This is a genomic window from Cellulomonas hominis, assembly GCF_005239125.1.
In the GTDB taxonomy this organism is placed as follows: Bacteria; Actinomycetota; Actinomycetes; order Actinomycetales; family Cellulomonadaceae; genus Cellulomonas; species Cellulomonas hominis_A.
On sequence record NZ_SZYE01000007.1, the window covers coordinates 1 to 23,925 of the forward strand.

General features: G+C 75.1%; 22 protein-coding genes. 11 read left to right on the forward strand and 11 right to left on the reverse strand.

Annotated elements, in window-relative coordinates; genetic code table 11:
- Window positions 1-260: 260 nt before the first annotated feature.
- The 4 genes from FA014_RS02140 to FA014_RS02155 form a co-directional block, all read right to left on the reverse strand.
- Complete coding sequence (locus FA014_RS02140) at window positions 261-1,070, reverse strand: ABC transporter permease (RefSeq protein ID WP_154728070.1); 810 nt, start codon at window positions 1,068-1,070, stop codon at window positions 261-263.
- Window positions 1,067-2,044, reverse strand: coding sequence for an ABC transporter ATP-binding protein (locus FA014_RS02145; protein ID WP_154728071.1), 978 nt, complete (start codon window positions 2,042-2,044; stop codon window positions 1,067-1,069). The genes FA014_RS02140 and FA014_RS02145 overlap by 4 nt, the downstream gene beginning before the upstream one ends.
- Before the next feature lie 125 nt (window positions 2,045-2,169).
- Window positions 2,170-3,216 carry a HAMP domain-containing sensor histidine kinase gene (locus FA014_RS02150; protein ID WP_419178361.1) on the reverse strand — a complete coding sequence of 349 codons (1,047 nt, stop codon included), beginning with the start codon at window positions 3,214-3,216 and terminating at the stop codon, window positions 2,170-2,172.
- A gap of 47 nt (window positions 3,217-3,263) precedes the next feature.
- On the reverse strand, window positions 3,264-4,061 hold the full coding sequence (locus tag FA014_RS02155) for a response regulator transcription factor (RefSeq protein ID WP_154728073.1): 798 nt from the start codon (window positions 4,059-4,061) through the stop codon (window positions 3,264-3,266).
- A gap of 186 nt (window positions 4,062-4,247) precedes the next feature.
- Between FA014_RS02155 and FA014_RS02160 the strand changes: the two genes are divergently transcribed.
- From FA014_RS02160 to FA014_RS02170, 3 genes are all read left to right on the forward strand, one after another.
- Entirely contained in the window at window positions 4,248-5,576 is a 1,329-nt protein-coding gene (locus FA014_RS02160) for a hemolysin family protein (protein ID WP_230322794.1), read from the forward strand.
- Entirely contained in the window at window positions 5,573-6,631 is a 1,059-nt protein-coding gene (locus FA014_RS02165) for a hemolysin family protein (protein WP_154728074.1), read from the forward strand. The genes FA014_RS02160 and FA014_RS02165 overlap by 4 nt, the downstream gene beginning before the upstream one ends.
- A gap of 255 nt (window positions 6,632-6,886) precedes the next feature.
- Entirely contained in the window at window positions 6,887-7,741 is an 855-nt protein-coding gene (locus tag FA014_RS02170; RefSeq protein WP_154728075.1) for a M15 family metallopeptidase, read from the forward strand.
- A 179-nt stretch (window positions 7,742-7,920) separates the two neighbouring features.
- On the opposite strand, the gene FA014_RS02175 is transcribed toward FA014_RS02170, so the two are convergent.
- Window positions 7,921-8,844: an aldose 1-epimerase family protein gene (locus tag FA014_RS02175; RefSeq protein ID WP_154728076.1), complete on the reverse strand. Its 924-nt coding sequence runs from the start codon at window positions 8,842-8,844 to the stop codon at window positions 7,921-7,923.
- A 79-nt stretch (window positions 8,845-8,923) separates the two neighbouring features.
- Between FA014_RS02175 and prfB the strand changes: the two genes are divergently transcribed.
- From prfB to smpB, 5 genes are all read left to right on the forward strand, one after another.
- Entirely contained in the window at window positions 8,924-10,042 is a 1,119-nt protein-coding gene (gene prfB / locus FA014_RS02180; protein ID WP_154728077.1) for a peptide chain release factor 2, read from the forward strand.
- A gap of 196 nt (window positions 10,043-10,238) precedes the next feature.
- Window positions 10,239-10,928: a cell division ATP-binding protein FtsE gene (gene ftsE / locus FA014_RS02185; protein WP_154728078.1), complete on the forward strand. Its 690-nt coding sequence runs from the start codon at window positions 10,239-10,241 to the stop codon at window positions 10,926-10,928.
- Between the two features lie 12 nt (window positions 10,929-10,940).
- Complete coding sequence (ftsX, locus tag FA014_RS02190; RefSeq protein ID WP_154728079.1) at window positions 10,941-11,858, forward strand: permease-like cell division protein FtsX; 918 nt, start codon at window positions 10,941-10,943, stop codon at window positions 11,856-11,858.
- A 10-nt stretch (window positions 11,859-11,868) separates the two neighbouring features.
- A complete protein-coding gene (locus FA014_RS02195) occupies window positions 11,869-13,206 on the forward strand; it encodes a M23 family metallopeptidase (protein ID WP_154728080.1) in 1,338 nt (445 codons plus the stop codon).
- Window positions 13,207-13,300: 94 nt separating this feature from the next.
- Window positions 13,301-13,771 carry an SsrA-binding protein SmpB gene (gene smpB, locus FA014_RS02200; RefSeq protein WP_154728081.1) on the forward strand — a complete coding sequence of 157 codons (471 nt, stop codon included), beginning with the start codon at window positions 13,301-13,303 and terminating at the stop codon, window positions 13,769-13,771.
- Between the two features lie 156 nt (window positions 13,772-13,927).
- On the opposite strand, the gene FA014_RS02205 is transcribed toward smpB, so the two are convergent.
- The gene (locus tag FA014_RS02205) at window positions 13,928-16,063 is read right to left on the reverse strand and encodes a thioredoxin domain-containing protein (RefSeq protein ID WP_154728082.1); all 2,136 of its coding nucleotides are present in this window, start codon (window positions 16,061-16,063) and stop codon (window positions 13,928-13,930) included.
- A gap of 133 nt (window positions 16,064-16,196) precedes the next feature.
- On the opposite strand from FA014_RS02205, the gene FA014_RS02210 reads away from it, so the two are divergent.
- On the forward strand, window positions 16,197-17,009 hold the full coding sequence (locus FA014_RS02210; protein ID WP_195969125.1) for an alpha/beta fold hydrolase: 813 nt from the start codon (window positions 16,197-16,199) through the stop codon (window positions 17,007-17,009).
- Window positions 17,003-17,707, forward strand: a complete 705-nt coding sequence (locus FA014_RS02215; protein WP_154728084.1) for an esterase/lipase family protein — start codon at window positions 17,003-17,005, stop codon at window positions 17,705-17,707. Before FA014_RS02210 ends, FA014_RS02215 begins: the two co-directional genes overlap by 7 nt.
- 7 nt (window positions 17,708-17,714) lie before the next feature.
- On the opposite strand, the gene FA014_RS02220 is transcribed toward FA014_RS02215, so the two are convergent.
- From FA014_RS02220 to FA014_RS02240, 5 genes are all read right to left on the reverse strand, one after another.
- Window positions 17,715-19,088 carry an NAD(P)/FAD-dependent oxidoreductase gene (locus tag FA014_RS02220; RefSeq protein WP_154728085.1) on the reverse strand — a complete coding sequence of 458 codons (1,374 nt, stop codon included), beginning with the start codon at window positions 19,086-19,088 and terminating at the stop codon, window positions 17,715-17,717.
- Window positions 19,089-19,164: 76 nt separating this feature from the next.
- Window positions 19,165-20,244, reverse strand: a complete 1,080-nt coding sequence (locus tag FA014_RS02225) for an ATP-dependent DNA ligase (RefSeq protein WP_154728086.1) — start codon at window positions 20,242-20,244, stop codon at window positions 19,165-19,167.
- A gap of 125 nt (window positions 20,245-20,369) precedes the next feature.
- The gene (locus FA014_RS02230; RefSeq protein WP_154728087.1) at window positions 20,370-21,122 is read right to left on the reverse strand and encodes a histidine phosphatase family protein; all 753 of its coding nucleotides are present in this window, start codon (window positions 21,120-21,122) and stop codon (window positions 20,370-20,372) included.
- 61 nt (window positions 21,123-21,183) lie between these two features.
- Window positions 21,184-21,918 (reverse strand): ABC transporter permease, encoded by a 735-nt coding sequence (locus tag FA014_RS02235; protein ID WP_154728088.1) that lies wholly within the window; start codon window positions 21,916-21,918, stop codon window positions 21,184-21,186.
- Window positions 21,915-22,889, reverse strand: coding sequence for an ABC transporter ATP-binding protein (locus FA014_RS02240; RefSeq protein ID WP_230322795.1), 975 nt, complete (start codon window positions 22,887-22,889; stop codon window positions 21,915-21,917). The genes FA014_RS02235 and FA014_RS02240 overlap by 4 nt, the downstream gene beginning before the upstream one ends.
- 196 nt (window positions 22,890-23,085) lie before the next feature.
- Between FA014_RS02240 and FA014_RS02245 the strand changes: the two genes are divergently transcribed.
- On the forward strand, window positions 23,086-23,895 hold the full coding sequence (locus FA014_RS02245; protein WP_154728090.1) for a TetR/AcrR family transcriptional regulator: 810 nt from the start codon (window positions 23,086-23,088) through the stop codon (window positions 23,893-23,895).
- The last annotated feature ends 30 nt before the right edge of the window (window positions 23,896-23,925 follow it).

A 23,925-nucleotide genomic window follows, 5' to 3' on the forward strand; every position in this document is an offset into this window, starting at 1 on the left:
GCGTTCACGCAGTTCGTCGAGCCGATCGCGCGGCTGGTGCTGGGCCTGAACGACGCCACCGCGGGCATCGGGCGGTTCCTGCCCGGCGCGGCGGGCGAGGCGATCAGCGGCGGGTCCGCTGGCGCGGCTGGCGGCGCGGACCCGGGCGCGCGGGGCGTAGGCGCGCCCCGGACCCCCCGACGACGCCGGGTGGAGCGTCCTGCCCGACACGCTTCGGCGCGTCGGGCAGGACGCTCCACCCGATCCGGGGCGGGACCGCGTCAGGTGATGTCGCGCTTCAGGGTCGTGAACCGCCCCAGCGCCGCGAGCGCCACCGCGTACGCCACGAGCACCGCCGCCCCCGCGGCCGGCCCGAGCAGGGCGCCCGCACCGGTCGCCGAGTAGAACGACCCGCCGCTGATCGCCTCGCCCGCCGCGCCGGGCAGGAACCGCCCGATGCCCGCGGTGGCGTCGTTCAGGCCCAGCACCAGCCGCGCGATCGGCTCGACGAACTGCGTGAACGCCAGCACCACGACGATCGCCACCACCTGGTTCGGCATCGCGAACCCGAGGCCGACGCCGACGACGCACCACACGGTCAGCGCCAGCGCGGTCCGGGCGATGATGCCCCACACCGCGCCGTCGCCGAGCAGGTTCGGCGCGTCGGTGAACGCGAAGGCGAGCGCGCCCGCGCCGACGGTGGCCAGCGTGCCGAGCACGCCGTACAGCACGCCCATCGGGACGCTCGCGGCGAGCTTCGCGACGACGAACCGGTTGCGGTCCGGCTGCGCGAGCAGCGTCGGGGTCAGCGTCCGGTGCCGGAACTCGGCGGTCACCGACAGCAGGCCGACCAGCAGCGGCAGCGCGTACCCGAACGACGCGGGCAGCGTGTACACCGCCGTGACGACGGCCTGGGGGTCCAGGACGACGGGGGCGCCGTCCGCACCGGACACGTCCGCGCCGTCGAAGGTGAACGCGAACGCCATCGCGGCGCCCATGAACGCCATGTACCCGATCATGACGATCAGCAGCACCCACCAGGTGCGGGTGGTGACGATCTTCCGGTACTCGGAGACCAGGGAGTCCTTCATCGCGCACCTCCGGCGGGGGCGTCGGTCGGGGCGGGGGCGGGCGCGGCGTGCGCGCCACGAGCCGGGGCGGGGGCGGTGAGCCGGAGGAACACGTCCTCCAGGCCGACGCCGTGCGTGGCGAGCTCGTGCAGCTCGACGCCGGCCGCGAACGCGGCGTGGCCGACGGTCGCGACGTCGGTGCCGACGAGCTCGGCGACCCCGGCGGTCGGCGCGCCGTCCGCGGCGCGCTGCCAGCCGGCGCCCGCGACGAGCGCGTCCAGCGCCGCGGCGTCGGGGGAGGCGACCCGGACCCGCGGCTCGGCGAGCCCGCTGAGCTCGGCGAGCGTGGAGGCGTGCACCAGCCGGCCACCGGCGATGATCACCACGTCGTCCACGGTCTGCTGGACCTCGGACAGCACGTGCGAGGACACCAGCACGGTGCGCCCCTGGGCGGCGAGCGCCCGCAGCAGGTCGCGCAGCCACCGGATGCCCTCGGGGTCGAGGCCGTTGGCGGGCTCGTCGAGCAGCAGCACGGGCGGGTCGCCCAGCAGCGTCGTCGCCAGGGCCAGCCGCTGGCGCATGCCGAGCGAGAACCCGCCGACCCGCCGCTTCGCCGCCGACGTGAGGCCGACGAGGTCGAGCACCTCGTGCGCCCGGCGGTCCGGCACGCCCGCCTGGGGCGCGTACACCCGCAGGTGGTCCAGGGCCGTGCGGCCGGGGTGGAAGTCGGCGGCCTCCAGCGCGGCGCCGACGGTGCGCATCGGGCGGTCGAGCGCCCCGTACCGGCGGCCGCCGATGGTCGCGGTGCCCGCGGTGGGCTGCACGAGGCCGAGCAGCATGCGCAGCGTCGTCGTCTTGCCGGCGCCGTTGGGGCCGAGGAACCCGGTGACCCGCCCGGGGCGGACCGTGAAGCTCAGGTCGTCCACGGCCCGGACCTGGCCGAACGTCTTCGTGAGGTGGGAGACCTCGATGGCGTGCGTCGCGTCGGGTGGCATGCCTCGACCCTAGGGACCCGGCACCCTCCGGCGGATCAGCCGCGAGGCGGAACCGCCGGTCGCCGCCGCCTCCGCCGCCCGGCGGATCTCGAGCGGGCCCGACCGGGCGCGGGGCCCCGTCGGCCTCAGAACGCCGCGGTCGCCGGTCGCGAGGTGCGGCGCGACGGCAGCATCACCCGCATCGTGCAGCCGGACTCGCTGTCCGCCACCTCGACGGTCCCGCCGTGCAGGGTCACCGCCCACCGCACGATCGACAGCCCCAGGCCGGTGCCGCCGGTCGAGATCTGCCCGGTGATCGCGGGGGTGTTGCCGCGCGCGAACCGCTCGAACACCCGCTCGCGCTGGTCGGCGGCGATGCCGGGGCCCTGGTCGATGACGTCGAGCTGGACGAACCCGCCGGCGCGGTGCGCCTCCAGCCGGACCGGCGCGCCGCGGGGGGAGTGCCGGACGGCGTTCTGCACGAGGTTGGCGACGACCTGGTGCAGCCGCTCGCGGTCCGCCGGGAGGGTCAGCCCGGGCGGGTCGACGACCACGGGGAACGTGAGGTCCTTGGACGCCCCCACCAGCCGGCCCTCCTGCGCGGCCTCCTCCAGGAACTGCTGCACGGGCACGTCGGTCACCTGGAGGTCGACGGCGCCGGCCTCGAGGCGCGACAGGTCGAGCAGCGTCGCCACCAGGCGGCTCAGCCGCTGGGTCTGCGCCAGCGCGGCGCGCATCGCCTCGGGGTCGGGGTCCTCGACGCCGTCGACGATGTTCTCGAGCTGCGCCTGCAGCGCCGTGACCGGCGTGCGCAGCTCGTGCGACACGTTCGCGACCATCTCCCGGCGCAGGGAGTCCGCCTGCTCCAGGTCGTCGGCCATCCGGTTGAACGCGGTGGCGAGCTCGCCGACCTCGTCCCTGCTGGTCGCCCGCACCCGGCGGCTGTAGTCGCCGGCGGCCATCGCGCGCGCCGCGGACGTCATCTCCCGCAGCGGCGACGTCATGCCGCGCGCGAGGACCTGGGTCATCACCAGCGCGAGGACGATGACGATCGGGAAGGTCCGCGTCGGGCCGAGCGCGTTGTTCAGCCCGATCCACGTCAGCAGCGCCGCGACGAACACCGCCGCGGCCACCAGGACGCCGAGCTTGATCTTGATCGACCGCAGCCGGTCGAGCGGGCGCACGTCCGGCAGCCTGGCCACCCGGGCGGTCCGCTGGTGGCGGGGCGTCGACGGACCCGTCACGCCGTGCCGCCTCCCGGGGTCGCGCCCGGCGCGGCGGCCGGCTCGAGGGCGTAGCCCACGCCGTGCACCGTCCGGATGAGGTCGGCGCCCAGCTTCCTGCGCAGGGCCTTCACATGCGAGTCGACCGTGCGGGTCCCGGAGGCGTCCACCCAGTCCCAGACCTCGGCCAGGAGGCGCTCCCGGGTGAGGACGGTGCGGGGGCTCGCGGCGAGCGCGAGCAGCAGGTCGAACTCGGTCGGCGTGAGGTGCACCTCCTCGCCGGCGCGGTGCACGCGGCGCTGCGCGCGGTCGATCACCACGTCGCCGACGGCGACGGGCGGCTCGGCCGCCTCCGAGCCCGCCGCGGCCAGCTCGGCCGCCAGGGCGGCGCGCTGCTGACGGCGCAGCAGGGCCTTGACCCGCGCGACGAGCTCCCGCATGGAGAACGGCTTGGTCATGTAGTCGTCCGCGCCGACGCCGAGGCCGATCAGCATGTCCGTCTCGTCGTCCCGGGCCGTGAGCATCAGCACGGGGACCGGGCGGTCGGCCTGGATCCGGCGGCACACCTCGAGGCCGTCGATGCCGGGCAGCATCACGTCGAGCACCACCACGTCCGGTGCCAGGCGGGCCGCGGCGTCGACGGCCTGCAGGCCGTCGCCGACCGTCTCGACCTGCCAGCCCTCGGCGGAGAGCCGGCGCGCGACGGCCGTGGCGATGGCGGGCTCGTCCTCGACGACGAGGACCGAGGTGGCCGCGGCGCCCGGGGCGCCCGCGGGGGTTCCGGCGGCGGCACCGGGGCGGGATGCGAACGTCATCCCGCCAGCGTAGAGCGCAGGTGTGGAGGTTTCGTATGATTGCGCCACCATGAGCAGCTCAAGTCGCTGCCGGCGTCCCTCCCGGGCCGACGTGCCCGGGGGAGACCATGCCGGCCCTTCCTGCCTCCTGACCCTCCCTGCGCGCGTCCCGGCACCGGCGTACCCGCGCGACGGCGGGGGTGACCCGTGCTGACCGACTGGCTGCTCGTGGCCCTCGGCGTCGTGCTCACCGCCGGCACCGCCGTGTTCGTCGCGAGCGAGTTCTCCCTCGTCACGCTCGACCCGGGCGTCGTCGAGGGCCAGACCCGGCCGGACGACCGCCGCGGGCAGAGCGTGCTCAAGGCGCTGCGCCGGCTGTCCACGGAGCTGTCCGGCGCCCAGGTGGGCATCACCGTGACCACCGTGCTGCTCGGCTACACCACCCAGCCGGCGGTGAACGCGCTGCTCGCCGAGCCGCTGCGCGGGTCGTTCCTCGGCCCGGCGATCGGCGGCGGCGTGGCGCTGGTCGTGACGCTCGTCCTGGTCAACGGCTTCTCGATGCTGTTCGGCGAGCTGGTGCCGAAGAACTTCGCCATCAGCCGCCCGCTGGGCACCGCGCGGTGGGTCGCGCCGCTCCAGGCCGGGTTCACGTCCGCGCTGCGCCCGCTCATCACGCTGTTCAACTCGAGCGCGAACGCGCTGCTGCGCCGCCTCGGCGTCGAGCCGCGGGAGGAGCTCTCGGGCGGCCGGTCGCCGCAGGAGCTCGCCGCGCTCGTGAAGCGCTCCGCCCAGCAGGGCACCCTCGACGAGTCGACCGCCACCCTGCTGACCAACTCCATCGAGTTCACCGACCTCACCGCCGTGGACGTGATGACCGACCGCCAGCGGGTCGTCGTGCTGCGGCGCGGCGACACCGCCACCGACGTGGTCCGGCTCTCCCGGGAGACCGGCCACTCCCGGTTCCCGGTGATCGGCGACGACTCCGACGACATCGTGGGCCTGGTGCACCTGCGCCGGGCGATCGCGGTGCCGCACGAGCGCCGGGACGAGGTGCCCGCGGCCGCCCTCATGGTGGACGCGCCCCGGGTCCCGGAGACCGTGCACCTCGGCCCCCTGCTGGTCGAGCTGCGCGAGCACGGCCTGCAGATGGCGGTCGTCGTGGACGAGTACGGCGGCACGTCCGGTGTCGTGACGCTGGAGGACGTGGTCGAGGAGCTGGTCGGGGACGTCGCGGACGAGCACGACCGCCGGCGCACCGCCGCCTCGCGGCGCGCCGACGGCGCGTGGGTCGTGTCCGGGCTGCTCCGGCCCGACGAGCTCACGGAGCGGACCGGCCTGGTCGTCCCGGAGGACGGCCCGTACGAGACGCTCGGCGGCCTGATGATGGCGGCGCTGGGCCGCGTGCCGGAGGCCGGCGACGAGGTGCTCGCCGGCGACGTGCTGCTGCGCGTCGAGACGATGGCCCGCCGACGGGTCGAGCGCGTGCTGGTGCGCCCGGCGCACGCGTCCGCCGGTGCCGAGGGGGCGGCCCGATGAGCCCCGGGGTGGCCCTGGCGCTCGCGGTGGCGCTGCTCGCCGGCAACGCGTTCTTCGTCGCGGCCGAGTTCGCGATCATCTCCGCGCGCCGCTCGGCGATCGAGCCGCTCGCCGCGGCGGGCGACCGGCGCGCGACCACCGTGCTGTGGGCCATGGAGCACGTGTCCCTCATGCTCGCCTGCGCGCAGCTCGGCGTGACCGTCTGCTCCACGAGCCTGGGCCTCGTCGCCGAGCCGGCGATCGCCCACCTGATCGAGGACCCGCTGCACGCGATCGGGGTCAGTGCCTCGCTGGCCCACCCCATCGCGTTCGTCGTCGCCCTGCTGGTCGTCGTCTACCTGCACGTGGTGCTCGGCGAGATGGTGCCGAAGAACCTGGCGGTGTCCGGCCCGGACCGCGCGGTGCTGGTGTTCGGCCCGCCGCTGGTCTGGCTGGGCCGGGTGGTGCGGCCGGTCATCGCGGCCCTGAACTGGATCGCGAACCACGTGCTGCGGCTGTTCCGGGTGGACCCCCGCGACGAGGTCGCGTCGGCGTTCACGGCCCAGGAGGTGCAGTCGATCGTCGAGCAGTCGCAGGCGGAGGGGCTGCTGCACGACGAGCAGGGCCTGCTCTCGGGTGCGCTGGAGTTCTCCGACCGCACGGCGGCCGACGTCATGGTCCCGGTCGCCGACCTCGTCACCGTGCCGGTCGACGTGACGCCCGACGAGGTCGAGCGGCTGGTCGCCCGCACCGGGTACAGCCGGTTCCCGGTGCTCGGCCGGGACGGCGCCCCGGGCGGCTACCTGCACGTGAAGGACGTGCTGTACGCGGACGACGGCTCCCGCCGGCTCCCGGTGCCGACCTGGCGCGTCCGCGCGCTGGCGGTCGTGGCGCCGGGCGACGAGGTCGAGGAGGCCCTGACCGCCATGCAGCGCTCGGGCGTGCACCTCGCGCGCGTGGAGGACGGCGGCCGGGCGGTGGGCGTGGTCTTCCTCGAGGACATCCTCGAGGAGCTCGTCGGCGAGGTCCGCGACGCGATGCAGCGCGGGGAGTTCCGGCACCGGACGGGCGCCTGAGCCGCGTCCGCTGGGCCGTTCGTGGGACCTACGTCACACGACAGGGTGGTCCCGGTGGGTGAACGAGCGCGACACGCCGATGATCCGCCCGCCGCCCCCCGGACGGGGGGTTGGAACCGGTGGGGGCGCTCCGTTATGGTTTCGTGATCGCTCACCCGGATCCCCCCGGCGGTCGCGCTCCCAGCGCGCCGCCCTCTCCCGGGTAGCGCCCCTCGTCCGTCGGCGACCTGTCGCCTGCCCGTGCTCGGAGGTCCCGTGGCGTCGCACCGCGTGCAGCCCGCCGCCGACGCCGGCGCCCCCACCCGCCGCCAGCTCCGCGAGGCGGCCCGCACGCGTCCCGCGGCCGCGGCCCCCGCCGCCGAGGCGCCGGCTGCCCCCACCGCCGAACGCCGCCGCACCAGCCCGCTGGCCCGCTGGGGCACCCGCGCCGGCGTGCTGGTCACGCTGGCCGCCGTCACGGTCGCCGTCCCGCTGTCCCAGGGCGCGGCCCGCAGCGAGGACGGCTTCACCGACGCGCAGGCCGACGCGACGCTCCCGAGCACGGTCGAGGCGCTCACCTCGTCCGCCACGTCCGTGCTCCCGCCGGCGTCGCTCGTGTCGAGCGACGCCACCGCCCTCCGCGCGCAGATCGACGTCAGCCGCAGCGAGGACCGCGAGATCCTGCCCGGCTGCGACGGCGAGGCCGGCACGGCCAGCGCCAACGGGCAGCTGCCGCAGTCCGACCTCTGCTACCTCTGGGACGACAAGACCCAGCTCCGCGCCGACGCCGCCGAGGCGCTCGCCGAGCTCAACGCCATGTGGGTGACCCGCTGGGGCACCGACCTCTGCCTCTCCAGCGGCTACCGCACCCTCGCCGAGCAGCGCGCCGTCAAGGCGGCCAAGGGCTCGCTCGCCGCCCCCGCGGGCCGCAGCAACCACGGCTGGGGCCTCGCGGTCGACCTGTGCACCTCGCAGACCACCGGTGCGCAGTGGGAGTGGCTGAACGAGAACGCGCCGGTGTTCGGCTGGGAGAACCCCGACTGGGCGCGCCCCGGCGGCTCGGGCCCGTACGAGCGCTGGCACTGGGAGTACACCAAGGGCGTCATGGCCGACGGCGAGTACTACGGCTGACGGCCGCCCTCACGACGCGGAACGGCCCCGCCTCCCTCGGGAGGCGGGGCCGTTCGCGTGCGGGGGGCCGGCCCTCCGGGGGCGCCGAGATCGGTGCGCCGTGCCGAGATCGGCGCCCAGGGGCACCGATCTCGGGCGGGAGCGCCGATCTCGGCGTGTGTGCCGGCGCAGGTGCCCGGTCAGGACAGGGTCATGCCCCAGGTGACCTCGTGGGTGGTGCCCGGCTCCAGGCGGACCAGGCGTTCGCCCGTGCGGAACGCGTCCGCGATGCAGCTCATCGGCTCGGCGGCGACGCCCCGGCGGTCGATCTTCGGGATCCCGTTGCCGGTGCACACCTGCCAGGTGTCCATCGAGCCGTCCATCCACATCGCCGCGGCGTGGCCGTCCGGCGACCCGAGCACGATCCAGGACAGCCCGTCGGCGTCCCGGGTCACGTCGACGAACGCGTCGTCCAGCGCCACCCCGGCGAGGGGCTGCGGCGTCCGGCGGTCCTCGGCCCCGGACAGCGGGCGGGTGCCGGTCGGCAGCAGGCGGTCGTCGACGGTCACCTGCGACGCGGCGTCGACGCGCAGGGTGCAGTCGTCCACGGCGGCGTCGCCGGGGGAGAGCCACGGGTGGAAGCCGATGCCGTACGGGGCGGCCGTCGCGTCCAGGTTGGTCGTCGCGACGTGCACCCGCAGCCCGGCGTCGGACAGCGAGTAGGTGACGTCGACGCGCAGCGACCACGGGTAGCCCGGCGTCGGCACCAGGTCGTGCCGCAGCGTGACGGAGGTGTCGCCGTCGGGGCCGGCCTCGGAGGCGACCTTCGCGTACCGGACCTGGGCCACCAGGCCGTGCAGGGCGGTCATCCGGTCGGGCTCGGTGACGGCGACCTGGTAGTCGGTGCCGTCCCAGGTGTACTGCCCGTCCCGCAGCCGGTTCGGCCACGGGGCGAGGACGGCGCCGGAGAAGGCCGGGGCCAGGTCGGACTCGTCGAACGGCAGCACGACGTCGCGGCCGCCGACGCTGTAGGAGCGGACGCTGGCCCCGACCTCGGCGATCACGGCGCGGTGGGCGCCGTGGGCGAGGAGGTGCTGCTGTCCGGAGGGTGCGGGCGTGTTCACGCTCACACCGTAGCGGCCGGCGGGTCGCCCGCGGCCCCGGTGCCCCCGCACCGCCCGGCAGCCGGTAGCCTGGACCGCCGTGGCAGCCACCGACTTCCCCGCCGAGATCCGCGACCTGCGCAGCACCCTGCACTCGATCCAGGCGGTGTCCGACCCCACGGCGCTCCGGGCGAAGATCGCCGACCTCTCCGAGCAGGCGTCCGCCCCCGACCTGTGGGACGACCCCGAGTCCGCGCAGAAGGTCACGAGCGCGCTGAGCGCGGCGCAGTCCGAGCTCGACCGGGTCGACACGCTCGGCGGGCGCATCGACGACCTCGAGACCCTCGTGGAGATGGCGACGGAGGACGGCGGCGACGCCGAGACCCTCGCCGAGGCGGAGGCGGAGCTCGTCACGATCCGCAAGGACCTGGGCGAGCTCGAGGTCCGCACGCTGCTGAACGGCGAGTACGACCAGCGCGAGGCGGTCGTGACCATCCGCGCGGGCGCCGGCGGCGTGGACGCGGCGGACTTCGCCGAGATGCTCATGCGGATGTACCTGCGCTGGGCCGAGCGGCACGGCTACCCGACGACGGTGCTCGACACCTCGTACGCGGAGGAGGCCGGTCTGAAGTCGGCGACCTTCGAGGTGAAGGCGCCGTACGCGTTCGGCCACCTGTCGGTCGAGGCCGGCACGCACCGCCTCGTGCGCATCTCGCCGTTCGACAACCAGGGCCGCCGGCAGACGTCGTTCGCCGCGGTCGAGGTCATCCCGCTCATCGAGCAGAGCGACGACAACATCGAGATCCCCGAGTCGGAGATCAAGGTCGACGTGTTCCGGTCGTCCGGCCCCGGCGGCCAGTCGGTCAACACGACCGACTCGGCGGTCCGCATGACGCACATCCCGACCGGCATCGTCGTGTCGATGCAGAACGAGAAGTCGCAGATCCAGAACCGCGCGGCCGCGCTGCGCGTGCTCCAGTCCCGCCTCCTCCTGGTCCGCAAGGCCGAGGAGGACGCGAAGAAGAAGGAGCTCGCGGGCGACATCAAGGCGTCCTGGGGCGACCAGATGCGGTCCTACGTGCTGCACCCGTACCAGATGGTCAAGGACCTGAGGACCGAGCACGAGGTCGGCAACACCTCCGCGGTGTTCGACGGCGACATCGACGGGTTCATCGAGGCGGGCATCCGGTGGCGCCGGCAGGCGTCCGTCGAGGCCTGATCTCCGCCCGATCGGGGTGGGTGAGGGTGTGAATCGGGCATAACGCCCGGCGCGGGGCCCGGTGGGGCGACTCACAGGTTCCCGCGCGGCGTGTCACGGTCGGGTCACGACGGGCCGCTGCCTACGCTCGACGCGGCCCGGTCGCACCACCCTCCGCACGCCCCTCAGTCCCCGACCGACCGGCCGCCCAAGCCCCGTGATCAGATTCGAGAACGTCACCAAGGTCTACGCGCGCGGCGCGCGCCCCGCCCTGGACCACATCGACCTCGAGGTCGAGCGCGGCGAGTTCGTGTTCCTCGTCGGCGCGTCCGGCTCCGGGAAGTCGACCTTCCTGCGCCTGGCGCTGCGCGAGGAGCGGCCGTCGGCCGGCAAGGTCTTCGTCGCCGGCAAGGACCTCACCACCCTGTCCTCGTGGAAGGTCCCGCACCTGCGCCGCCAGATCGGCGCGGTGTTCCAGGACTTCCGCCTGCTGCACAACAAGACGGTCTTCGAGAACGTCGCGTTCGCGCTCCAGGTGATCGGCAAGCCGCGGCACCACATCCTCACCACCGTGCCCGACGTGCTGGAGATGGTCGGCCTGGCCGGCAAGGAGAAGCGCCGCCCGCACGAGCTGTCCGGCGGCGAGCAGCAGCGCGTCGCCATCGCCCGCGCGTTCGTGAACCGCCCGGCGATCCTGCTGGCGGACGAGCCCACCGGCAACCTCGACCCGACGACCTCCCTGGGGATCATGCGCCTGCTCGACCGGATCAACCGCACGGGCACCACGGTCGTCATGGCGACGCACGACGACGAGATCGTCGACCAGATGCGCAAGCGCGTGGTCGAGCTGTCCGGCGGCGAGATGGTGCGCGACCAGTCGCGCGGCGTCTACGGCTCGGACCGCTGAGGGGGGATCGACGTGCGACTGCAGTTCATCCTCTCGGAGATCGGCATCGGCCTGCGCCGGAACCTCTCCATGACCATCTCGGTCATCCTCGTCACCTTCGTCTCGCTGACCTTCGTCGGCGCGGCCGCCCTGCTGCAGATGCAGATCACGAAGATGCAGGACGACTTCTACGGCAAGGTCGAGGTCGCGGTGTACCTCTGCCCGGCCGGCACCTCGTCCGAGCCCACCTGCGCGGGCGGCGAGGTCACCGACGACCAGAAGCAGGCGATCCTCGACGCCCTCGACGCCCCCGACGTGGCCCCCTACGTGGAGAGCGTCACCGAGGAGTCCAAGGAGCAGGCGTTCGAGACGTTCCAGCGGCAGTTCGAGGGCCAGTTCTGGGCGCAGGTCACCACCGTCGACGACATGAACGAGTCCCTGCGCATCAAGCTCACCGACCCGGAGAAGTTCGAGGTCGTGGCCGACGTGCTCCAGGGCCGGCAGGGCGTCGAGACGGTCCAGGACCAGCGCGACCTCTACAACACGCTGTTCAAGGTGCTGAACTCGGCGACCCTGCTCTCGCTCGGCCTGGCCGGCGTGATGCTGCTGGCTGCGGTGCTGCTGATCACGACGACGATCCGGCTGTCGGCGATGAGCCGCCGGCGCGAGACCGGGATCATGCGGATGGTCGGCGCCTCCAACCTGTTCATCCAGCTGCCGTTCATGCTCGAGGGCGCGATCGCCGCGACGGTCGGCGCCGTGCTGTCGGTCGTCGGGCTGTGGGCGGGCGTCCGCTACCTGGTGACGGACTGGCTCGGCGGCCAGGTCGCCTGGATCCCGTACGTCACCACGAACGAGGTGTGGCAGGTGGCCCCGTTCCTCGTGGCGGCCGCGATCCTGCTCGCCGCGATCTCGTCCCTGGTCACCCTGAGCCGCTACACGAAGGTCTGACATGGCGAGCATGCGCACCCTGACCCCCCGCCGCGCGCGCGGCGCCCGCGCCGTCGCCGCGTCGGTCGCCGGCGTCCTCGCGGTGCTGCTCGGCCTGACCGCGGCCGGGTCCGCCGTCGGTGACGACCTCGACGACCGGCAGTCCGCGCTGCAGCGGCAGCAGGCGCAGAACGACCAGCAGCGCGCCGATGCCGAGGCCGCACTCGAGGGGCTCAGCGCGCAGTACCAGCAGACCGCGCAGGACCTGCTGGCGGTCCAGCAGCAGCTCGCCCCGGCGCAGGCGGCGCTGACCGCCGCGCAGGAGGCGCTGGCCGGCTACGAGCGGGAGGCGGAGCTGATCGCCGCGCGCCTGCAGGACGCCGAGGACCAGGAGACGTCGATCAGCGCGACGATCGCCACCGACACCGAGCGGTCCGACCAGATCCGCAGCCAGATCAGCCAGATGGCGCGCCAGGCCTATCAGGGCGGCCCGAGCATGTCCGGCCTGAGCATCATAGTCGGCGCCCAGACCGTCGAGGAGTTCACCGAGCAGTACGGGCTGGCGACCGCGGCGCAGCGCACCCAGAACGAGGTGCTCGACGAGCTCGCCGACATCGAGGCGGCCAACAAGAACAGCCAGGCGCGGCTGACGGCCGTCCGCGAGCGGATCACCGAGCTGAAGGCCGAGGCGGACGCCAAGGTCGCCGAGGCCGAGAAGGCCCGCCAGGAGGCCGCCGACCGCAAGGCCGAGGTCGAGGACCTGATCGCGCAGCAGACCGCGAAGCAGCAGCAGCTCGCGTCCCAGAAGGCAGCCGCCGAGGCCGAGATCGCGTCGATCGACGCCGAGAAGGCGTCCATCGAGTCCGAGCTGACCAAGGTCGCGAACGAGCAGCGCGCCCGCGCCGCCGCCGCGGCCGCCGCGGCGGGCCAGCCCGCACCCGCCGCCGGTCCCGTGTCCGGTGCGCTGTTCGGGAACCCGACGTCGATCAACCCGATCCACGTCACCAGCGAGTACGGCATGCGGCTGCACCCGATCCTCGGGTACTACCGGCTGCACGCCGGCATCGACCTGCGCACCTACTGCGGCACCCCGATCTACGCCGCCCGCGAGGGGACCGTGCAGTGGGCGCGCTGGCGCAACGGGTTCGGCAACCAGGTCATGATCGACCACGGGCTCTACAACGGCAGCTCGCTGATGACGTCGTACAACCACATGACGAGCTTCGTGGTCGGCGGCGGGCAGCACGTGTCCCAGGGCCAGCTGGTCGGGTACTCGGGCAACACCGGGACGTCGGCGGCGTGCCACCTGCACTTCGAGGTGTACGTCAACGGGGCGACGGTGAACCCGCGGCCCCTGCTCGGCCTGTAGCGGAATCCGGGCGACGCGCGGCGCACGGCCGGATAGGCTGCTGCGTCGCCCCTCGGACCCGCCGGGGCCCGCGCACGACCTCAGGAGGAGAGTCATGGCCAAGCAGAGCGGACGGTCGCTCGTCGCGTCCAACCGCAAGGCGCGCCACGACTACCTCATCGAGGACGTGTTCGAGGCCGGCGTCGTCCTCAGCGGCACCGAGGTCAAGGCGCTGCGCGCCGGGCGCGCGTCGCTGGTCGACGGCTGGTGCACGATCGAGTCGGGCGAGGCCTGGCTCGAGGGCGTGCACATCCCGGAGTACTCCCAGGGCACCTGGACGAACCACGCCCCGCGGCGCAAGCGGAAGCTGCTGCTGCACCGGCAGGAGATCGACCGGCTCGAGGCGAAGACCCGCGAGAAGGGCCAGACGATCGTCCCGCTGAGCCTGTACTTCCTCGACGGGCGGGCGAAGGTCGAGATCGCCCTGGCGCGCGGCAAGCGGGAGTTCGACAAGCGCCAGGCGCTGCGCGAGCGCCAGGACAACCTCGAGGCGCAGCGCGCCATGCGGGAGAAGCGCGACCGCTGACGCGCGCCGACGCGCCGTCCCGCCGCGCCGTCGCACCCATCTCGCCGAGTCTCCACGACGCGTCTGCGCGCGGGCCGCGGTGCAGAGGCGAGAAGTGGAGAGTCGGCGGACGTGGCGGCGCGCGCAGAGCGCGTGGGCGCGCGGCGCGAGGGCGGGTCAGGTCAGGGCGGTGCGCAGGGCGCCCGGGTCGGTCGTCGGGCGGTCGCAGACGAAGCCCCGGCACACGTACGCCGCCGCGCGCCCGCCGACCAGCGGGCGGTCGCGCAGCAGGGCCACCGCCGCGGGGGTCGCCGCCACCTCGTCCGGGTCGCCCTGCGCGAGCACCAGGCCGGGTGCGGGGGAGCGCACCGCCGCACGGACCAGCGCGACCCGGCCCGGGTCGTCGGCCCGGCCGAGCACCGCGACCTCCCGCGGGCCGTCCAGCACCGCCTCGGCGGTCGCCAGCGCCCACGCGACCGCGCGCGGGTGCTGGTGCGCGATCGACAGCGGCCCGGCGAGCGCCAGCTCCGCGGCCTGCCGGTCCGTCGCGGACCCGGACAGCGCGGCCCGGGCGAGCAGCGCCCCGGCGGCGGCGGACTGCCCGGCGGCCGACGGCCCGTCCGCGACGTCCGGCCGGGTCGCCAGGCGTGCCACGACCGGGTCGGTCTGGTCGTCGGCGGTGTCCCGGAACCCGTGGCCCGGGGCCCGGAACCGCGCGAGCACGGTGTCCAGGAGCGCCGACGCGCGCGCCGCCCAGTGCGGGTCGCCGGTCACGCCGCCGAGCACGAGGAAGCCCTCCGCGACCGCCGCGTAGTCGGTGAGCACGCCGGGTGCCGTGCCGACGGCGCCGTCCCGGGACGTGCGCGCGAGCCGGAGCAGGCCGTCGCCGCCGTCGAGGGTGTGGACGGTGTCGAGCAGCCGGGCAGCACCCACCGCCGCGGCGACCCACTCCCGCCGCTCCAGGGCGGCGCCGGCCTCGGCGAGCGCGGCGACCGCCAGCCCGTTCCACGCGGCCACCACCTTGTCGTCCCGCGCCGGCTGCGGCCGGGCCGACCGCGCGCGCAGCAGCGCCCGGCGCACCCGCGCGAACCGCACCTCGTCCTCCGGTGCCGGGTCGGCGCGCAGCTGCAGCACCGAGGTGCCCGCCTCGAAGGTGCCCTCCTCGGTGACGCCGAACAGCGCCGCGGCCCACGCGCCGTCCTCGGGGCCCAGCGCCTCGTCCAGGGTCGCCGGGGTCCAGACGTACGTCGCGCCCTCGACGCCGCGGGTGTCCGCGTCGAGCGACGAGGCGAACGCGCCCTCCGGGGTGCGCAGGTCGCGCAGCAGCCAGTCCGCGGTCCCCTCGACCACCCGGCGTGCCAGGTCCGACCCGGTGCTGCGCCACCAGTGCACGCCGATCCGCAGCAGCATGGCGTTGTCCTCGAGCATCTTCTCGAAGTGCGGCACGGTCCACGTGCCGTCGACGGCGTACCGGGCGAACCCGCCGCCGACCTGGTCCGCCATCCCGCCGCGCGCCATCGCCTCGAGGGTGCCGGTCGCCATCGCCAGGGCGCGCTCGTCGCCGGTGCGCGCGTGCCGGCGGAGCAGCCACTCGAGCGCGGTCGACGGCGGGAACTTGGGGGCGCCGCCGAACCCGCCGTGCTCGGCGTCGTAGGTGGCGGCCAGGGCCTCGGCCGCCAGGTCCGACACCCGGGCGACGGCGTCCAGGTCGAGGACGGGGCCGTCCGCGCCGTCCGCGCCCGGACCGCCGGCAGCGCCCTCGGCGGCCTCGGCGTCCGCGGACCGTGCCGCGTCGTCCGCGGTCCCCGCCGGGGCCCCGCCCCCGAGGTGCGCCAGGAGCTCGGCCGCCCCGCCCCGCACCTCGTCGCGCCGCTCCCGCCACGCCCGGGACAGCGCCTCGAGCACCTGCCCGAACGACGGCCGCCCGGCCACGGGCACCGGCGGGAAGTACGTCCCGCAGAAGAACGGGTCGCCGTCCGGCGTCGCGAACACCGTCATCGGCCAGCCGCCCTGGCCGGTCATCGCCTGGGTCGCCGCCATGTACGCCGCGTCCAGGTCGGGGCGTTCCTCCCGGTCGACCTTCACATTGACGAACCGGCGGTTCATCACCGCGGCGACGCCGGCGTCCTCGAACGACTCGTGCGCCATCACGTGGCACCAGTGGCAGGCGGCGTAGCCCACCGAGACCAGCAGCGGCACGTCGCGGCGGCGCGCCTCGGCGAACGCGTCCTCGCCCCACTCGTACCAGTCGACCGGGTTCTCGGCGTGCTGGCGCAGGTACGGGCTGGTGCTGCGGGCGAGGCGGTTGGGCATGCCTCCACTCTCGCGCCGCGCTCCCGCGGCCGCGACCCCGCGGCCGCCCGGGTGGCCTCGGCCGCCCGGGTGGCCGGGGCGTGCGGAGTCCGCCAGAGTCGGGACCTCAGCCCCCGAACCGAGGAGTCCGTCCGTGCCGTCGTCGCCCTCCGACACCCCGACCCGCGACGGGGGCCGGCGGCTCCCGGGGCGGTTGCTCGCCCGGACGGTCGGGGGCGCCCCGCCCCGCGGGCTCGACCCGGAGGCGGGCGTGGTGGTCACCGACGTCGGGCGCGCCGACGACCCGGCGGTGGTGCTGGTGCACGGGATCGGCGTCTCCGAGCGGTACTACCGCGGCCTGGCCCGCGAGCTCGCCCCCGACCGGCGGGTGCTGGTGCCGGACCTGCCGGGGTTCGGCCGCAGCCCCCGCCCGTCGCGCGTCCCCGCGGTCGAGGACCTGGCGGACGTCGTGCTGGCCGTGCTCCGCCACCGCGGGATCGAGCGGGCCACGCTGGTGGGGCACTCGATGGGTGCCCAGGTCGTCGCGGAGGCGATGCTGCGGGCGCCCGAGGTGGTGGAGCGCGTGGTGCTGATCGGCGCGGTCGTGGACCCGGGTGCGCCCTCGGTGCTGCGCCAGGCGCTCCGGCTCGCGAAGGACGGCCTGCACGAGCCGCTGCGGGTCAACGCGGTCGTGGCGAGCGACTACCTGCGCACCGGCCCGTCCTGGTACTCGGCGGTGCTGCCGCACATGTTCGCCTACGACACGGCGGGGGCGGTGTCCCGGCTGCCGGGGCCCGCGCTGGTCGTGCGGGGCGAGCACGACCCGGTGTCGTCGCGGGCGTGGGCGCGCCGGCTCGGGGCGCTCGCGCCGCGGGCGGACGTGCGGGAGGTGCCCGGTGCCGGGCACGTCGCGATGGCCTCGCACCCGCCGCTGCTCGCCCGCTGGGTGCGCGAGGCGCCGTGCTGACCGCCGCCGAGGGCGCCCGGCGCGCCGTCTGGTGGGGGCAGGACTACGCGTACGCGGGCTGGCGGCAGGCCCGCGGGCTGCTGTCCCGCACGTCGCCCGACTCGTACACGCGCCCCGCGCACCCGAGGCGGCCCCCGGTGCTCCTGCTCCCGGGGGTCTGGGAGACGTGGCGGTTCCTGGAGCCGCTGGCGCGGGGGCTGTTCGCGGGCGGGCACCCGGTGCACGTCGTCGCGCCGTTCGGCCTCAACCGGGGGAGCGTCCCGGACATGGCGGACCTCGCGGCGGCGCAGCTGCGGGACGCCGACCTGCGCGGCGTCGTCCTCGTGGCGCACTCCAAGGGCGGGCTGATCGGCAAGAGCGTCATGGGGCGTGCCGACGTGGGCGACCGGGTGCTGGGGATGGTTGCGATCAACACCCCGTTCTCCGGGTCGCCGTACGCGCGGCTGCTGCCGGTGCGGTCCATCCGGGCGTTCCTCCCGGACGACGAGGTGCTGACGGCGCTCGCGGCGCAGCGCGCCGACCACGGGCGGATCGTGTCCGTCGCGACCTGCTTCGACCCGCACATCCCGACCGGCAGCGAGCTGCCCGGCGCCCGGAACGTGCGCCTGGCGACCCCGGGCCACTTCCGCTCGCTGGCGGACCCGGCGCTGCTGCCGCTCCTGGAGCGCGAGCTGGACCGCCTCGCCGCCCGGGGCTGACGACCGGTCAGTCGTCCAGCACCTCGCGCGTCGGGACCGTCGGCTTGTCGACCCCCCGGGTGCGCAGCGCGCCGCGGCCGACCACCTGCTGCCAGGTCGCCGTGCGCTCGGACCGCCCGCGGCCGATGAAGCTCACCGCCCAGTGCAGCAGCGTCGTGACCCGGTTCTTGAACCCGACCAGGTAGAACAGGTGCACGCCGAGCCACAGCAGCCACGCGCCGAAGCCGGCGGTCTTGATCGGCCCGATCTTCGCGACGGCCTGGAACCGCGACACCGTGGCCAGCGTCCCCTTGTCCTTGTACCGGAACGGACCCGCGCTGGGCTCGCCCTGCACGCGGCGGACGATCTCCTGCGCGGCGTACCGCCCGGTCTGCATGGCGGCGGGCGCGACGCCCGGCACCCCCGGCCGCAGCGCCATGTCGCCGACGACGAACACCTCCGGGTGCCCCGGGAGCGAGCCGTTCGGCTCCACCCGGACCCGGCCCGCGCGGTCGACCTCGGCACCGGTCTTCTCGCCGAGCTGCCGGCCGAGCGGGGAGGCCTGCACGCCCGCTGCCCACACCTTGGTCTGCGCCTGGATGGTGGTGCGGTTCCCGTCGCCGTCCTCGACGGTGACGGACCCGTCGTCGACGTCGACGACCTTGTGGCCCATCAGCAGCTCGACGCCGAGCCCCTCCAGCACCCGCGCGGCCGCGTCCTGGAGCTCCTCCGGGTTCCCCGGCAGCACCTTCGGCACCGGGTCGACGAGCAGGATGCGTGCCCGCGTCGGGTCGAGGCTGCGGAACGACCCGCGCAGGGAGCGGTGCGCGAGCTCGGCCAGCTGGCCCGCCATCTCGACGCCCGTGGGGCCGGCGCCGACGACGACGAACGTGGTCAGCCGCGCCCGCTCGGCCGGGTCGGTCGCGAGCTCGGCCAGCTCGAACGCCCCGAACACCCGCCCGCGGATCTCCAGCGCGTCGTCGATGCTCTTCAGGCCCGGCGCGAAGTCGGCGAACTGGTCGTTCCCGAAGTAGGACTGCCCCGAGCCGGCGGCGACCACCAGGCTGTCGTACCGGGTGCGCGTCTCGCCGAGCGGCGAGGACGACACGACGACCCGCGCGTCCAGGTCGATGTCGGTGACGACGCCCAGCAGCGCGCGGGCGTTCCGCTGGCTCTTGAGCACGTCGCGGGTCGCCGGGGAGATCTCGCCGACCGACAGGACCCCGGTGGCGACCTGGTAGAGCAGCGGCTGGAACAGGTGCGTGGCCGTGCCGTCGATCACGGTCACCCGGACCGGCGCGTCCGCGAGGGCCTTCGTCGCGAACAGGCCGCCGAAGCCCGACCCGATCACGACGACGTCGTGCGGCTTGCCCGGGGCGCGTGAGGGGACGCCAGTGCTCATCGGGGGGTCCTTCCGCGTGGGTTCTCAGGACCTGTCCGACCCTACGAGCGGCCCGGTCGCGGCGCGCGCCGAGCGGTCAGGCCGGGGGCGCGAGGATCTCCGACAGCCGGAAGCCCACCGGCTCCTCCAGCTGCGCGTAGGTGCAGGTGGCGGGATCGCGGTCGGGGCGCCACCGCTTGAACTGGGCGGTGTGCCGGAACCGGTCGCCCTCCATGTGGTCGTAGGCCACCTCGACCACGAGCTCGGGGCGCAGCGGGACGAACGACAGGTCCTTGCTCGCGTTCCACCGGCTGACGGCGCCCGGCATCCGCCTGCCCTCGTGCGCGGACTGGTCGGCCCAGTCGCCCCACGGGTGGCCGGACAGGTCGTCGGCGCGCAGCGGGGCCAGCTCCTCGACGAGCGCCTTGCGCCGGGCCATCGGGAAGGACGCCGCGACGCCGACGTGCTGCAGCCGGCCGTCATCGGTCCACAGGCCCAGCAGCAGCGAGCCGAGCACGTCGCCGGACTTGTGCCAGCGGAACCCCGCGACGACGCAGTCCGCGGTGCGGGCGTGCTTGACCTTGAACATCGTGCGCTTGTCCGGCTGGTACGTGCCGTCCAGGGGCTTCGCGACGACGCCGTCGAGCCCCGCGCCCTCGAACTGCGTGAACCACTGCTGCGCCACCGCGAGGTCGCCGGTCGCGGGTGTGACGTGCACGCGGGGGTCGTCGCCCGTGATCGTGGTGCCGAGGGCGTCCACCAGCCGCGCGCGCCGGTCGCCGAAGGGCGTGCGCATGAGGTCCTCGTCGCCGAGCGCCAGCAGGTCGAACGCCACGAACGACGCCGGCGTCTCGCCCGCGAGCAGCCGGACCCGGCTGTCCGCCGGGTGGATCCGCTGCTGCAGGGCGTCGAAGTCGAGCCGGTCGCCCCGGACGACCACGATCTCGCCGTCGAGCACGCAGCGCTCCGGGGTCGACGCCCGGATCGACTCGACGAGCTCGGGGAAGTACCGGGTCATCGGCTTCTCGTTGCGGCTGCCGAGGACCACCTCGTCGCCGTCCCGGAACACGATGGTGCGGAACCCGTCCCACTTGGGCTCCGTGTGGCCGAGGTCCGGGATCTCGGGCACGGCCTTGGCCAGCATCGGGGACACGGGCGGCATCACGGGCAGGTCCATGGCACCCATCCTGCTGGGCGGGGGCGCAGCGGGCCAGGGGTGGCGCGAGGAGAGAGCGCACGGTGCACGTCCAGAGGCGCACCCGGGTGACGGACGCCCAGGCGTGACGCCCGCGTCAGCCCGCCTCAGCCCGCGTCCGGCCGCTCCGGCGACCGCACCGGCTGCTCCGTGCCCGGGACCGGCAGCCCCGGTGCGCCCTGCGCCGCGGGGTCGAACCCGAACGTCCGGACCTCGCGCCCGCCGTCCGGCCCGATCCGGACCGTCGACACGCTCGCGTTGGCCAGCGGGTCCATCGGCACGGTCCCGGCCATCGCGAGGTAGGCCAGCAGGGTCACGCCGTGGCTGACCACCAGCACGTCGCCGCCGCCCGCGTGCTCCCGCTCGATCCGGCCGAACGCGTCGGCGACCCGCTCGAGGTAGTCGGTGGTGCGCTCCGCGCCGGGCAGGCCCGGGTACGTGCCCGTGAGGATGCCGCCGAACAGCTCGACCGGGTCGCCGAGCGCCAGCAGCTCCGCCTCGGGCCGGGCCTCCAGGTCGCCGAAGTGCATCTCCCGGAGGCCGGGGTCGGTGGTGAGCCCGACGCCGGGGTGCGGGGCCAGCAGCTCGCGCGCCGTGGCGACCGTGCGGCCCGCGGGGCTCGCGTACGCCGCCGCGAACGTCCGGCCCGCCAGCACCCGCGCCGTCGCGCGCACGCCGGTCAGGCCGTCCTCGGTCAGCGGGGAGTCGGACCAGCCCTGCAGCAGGCGGGCGGTGTTGAACTGGGTACGACCGTGCCGCACCAGGTAGAGCGTGGTGGTGCCGTCCGGCGCGGCCTCGTCGTCGAGGCGGGTGGCCGGGCCGTGCTCCGCCGCGTCGGCGGACGTCGCGAGGAAGGGCATGCCCGCGATCCTAGGCACGGTCCCGCCCCCCGTGGCGGGGAGGCGGGACCGTGCGGCACCCCTACGCGCGGCGGCGCAGCGCCCAGGTGGCCCCCGCGACGGACGCGGCGCACCAGGCGAGCAGCACGACGAGCGACCGGCCCGGCATCGAGAACGTGTCGTGCGCGAGCCCCGAGCGGATGAGCTGCGCCATCGGCTCGAACGGGAACCACTCGTGCGCCGTCTGCAACCACCCGGGCATCCGGTCGGCGGGGAAGCTGACGGGCGTGAACAGCAGGATGACGAACACGAGCACCTGGGTCATCAGCATCGCCAGGGTGGGCTTGAGCAGCGACGCCATGCCGTACCCGACGGCCGCGGCCGTCAGCGACACCAGCAGCGCCGCCGGCACCAGCCAGGGCGCGGGCGACAGGTCGACGTCGAACCGGAGCACGCCGGTGACGATGCCGAGCACCATGCCGGGCAGCGCGATGAGCGTCCACACCAGCAGGTCGCTGACCAGGAACGACCCGCGCGGGACGGGCAGCGTGCGCATCCAGTCGAGGCTGCCCTCCGTGCGGGACTGCGACAGCATCTGCGGGGTCATCACCAGCCCGACCATGACCAGCGTGATGGTCGGTGCGCCGGTCGCGAGGTAGAGCGCCTGCTCGGGCGGTGGGTCGCCGATCACGAGCCCGAAGCCGAGGATCGTCGCGATCGCGAGGAACACCTGCACCACGACGAGCAGCGGCAGCATCGTGGCCTGGCGGCGGAACTGCCACTGGGTGAGCAGCAGGGTCTGCTGGACGGTGCTCACGCCGCCACCCCCGCGGTCTCGCCCTGCGGGGCGTGCTCGTGGCCGACCAGGTCGACGTAGACGTCCTCGAGCGAGGCGGGCGTGAGCGCGTACCGCTCGAGGCGGTGCGCCGCGACCTCGCCCTGGGCCCACCCGACGACCTCCGCGGCGTCGGCCGCGCCCACGGTCCCCACCTCGCGGCCCCGCGCGCCGGACACCGCGCGCACCGCCGGGTGCCACCGCCAGCCCGCCTCGACGGCGCCGGGGGAGAGGTCCGCCTCGACGGTCAGCGTGCCCTGCAGGTGCGCGGTGAGCCCGGCGGGGGTGTCGTCCGCGAGCACCCGGCCGCGGTCGAGCACAGCGAGCCGGTCCACGACGCGCTCGGCTTCGCGCACGTTGTGCGTCACCAGCAGCACGGCCCGGCCCTCGTCGGCGAGCGCGCGGATCTGCCCCCAGAGCAGCCGGCGGCGGACGGGGTCGACGTCGTTGGTCGGCTCGTCCAGCACGACGAGGCGCCCCGGGGTGACCACCGTCATGGCGAACGCGGTGAGCCGCGCGATGCCGCCGGACACCTTCTCCGCCGGGGTGTCGGCCCAGGGGCGCAGGTCGAGGGCGTCGAGCAGCTCGTCCGTGCGGGCGCGCACCGCGGTGCGCTCGGCGCCGCGGATCCGCCCGACGAGCTCGATCGCCCGGCGCGGCGTCAGGCCGGTGATCGGCACGTTCGCCTGCGCCTGGATGCAGGTCCGCCGCCGCGCCTCCGCCGGCTGCGCCACCGCGTCCACGCCGTCGAGGTGGATCGTGCCCGCGTCCGGCCGGACCAGCCCGACCACCTGGTTCACCAGCGTGGTCTTGCCCGCGCCGTTGTGCCCGAGCAGGCCGACGACCTGCCCGGCCGCGACCTCCAGGTCGATCCCGTCGTTCGCCTGCACGCCGCCGCGCCCGCGGTACCGCTTCCGCAGCCCGCGGACGGTCAGCACCGTCGTCGCGCCCATCTCCGCACTCCCTCGCTCGTCGGACCCGACCGCTCGCATACCGGTCGGTACATCCTGGAACGTAGCAGGATGCGATGCGGGATACCAGACGGTATCTGCGCGGCTTTCCTGCCGCGTCGGTGCAGGTGGGAGGCTTGGCCATGGCGGCGACGGGATCGACATACCGATCGGTACGGGACCGGGCTACGATGGCGGCATGGCGCGCAGGCAGGACGACGAGACCCCCGACGGCCGGACCGTGGACGACTCGATCGGCGCCGCGACCCGGGCGCTCGCCGACGCCACCGCCGCGCTCACCCGCCTGATCGGCCGGCAGGTGCAGTCCGTCGTCCCCGAGGTGTCGGACGCGGTCGCGGCGAGCCTGCGGGAGGCGTCCCGCGGGCTCGCGGACGCCTCCGAGAGCGTCGGCCGGCGGTCGGGTGGTCGGGCGGAGGAGCGCCGCACCGAGCGGGCGAACCGCACCCGCGAGGAGCTCCTGGACGCCGCGGCGCGGGCGTTCGCCCGCCACGGCTACGAGGGTGCCTCGCTCGGTGACATCGCCGCCGACGCGGGGTACACGAAGGGCGCCGTGTACGCGCACTTCGGCTCGAAGCACGAGCTGTTCCTGGAGGTCGCGCGCCGGCAGATCGCCGCCGCTCCCGTCCAGCCCTGCCTGCCCGACCTGGGGTCCGACGGCCTGGAGGCGGAGCTGTCGGCGGCGCTGCACGGCATGGTCGACGAGGACGACCTGCTGCTCTCGCTCGAGATCCTGTCGTTCGCCGTCCGGCACCCGGAGGCGCGCGCGGAGATCGGCGGCTTCTACGAGGACGGGTTCGCGGAGCTCGCGGAGCAGGTCGCGCGCGCCCGGCACCCGGCGGACCCGGCGCCGGCCGAGGCCGACTGGGACACCGCGCTCGCTGTCGTGAGCGTGTCGAACATCGCGCTGCTGCTCGGCGCCGTCACCGGCTCGCCGCACGCGTCGCCCGCGGCGGGCTCCCGGGTGATCGCCCGGCTGCTGCGCGGCTGAACCCCGGACCCGCCGCGCCGGGCCGGCGCC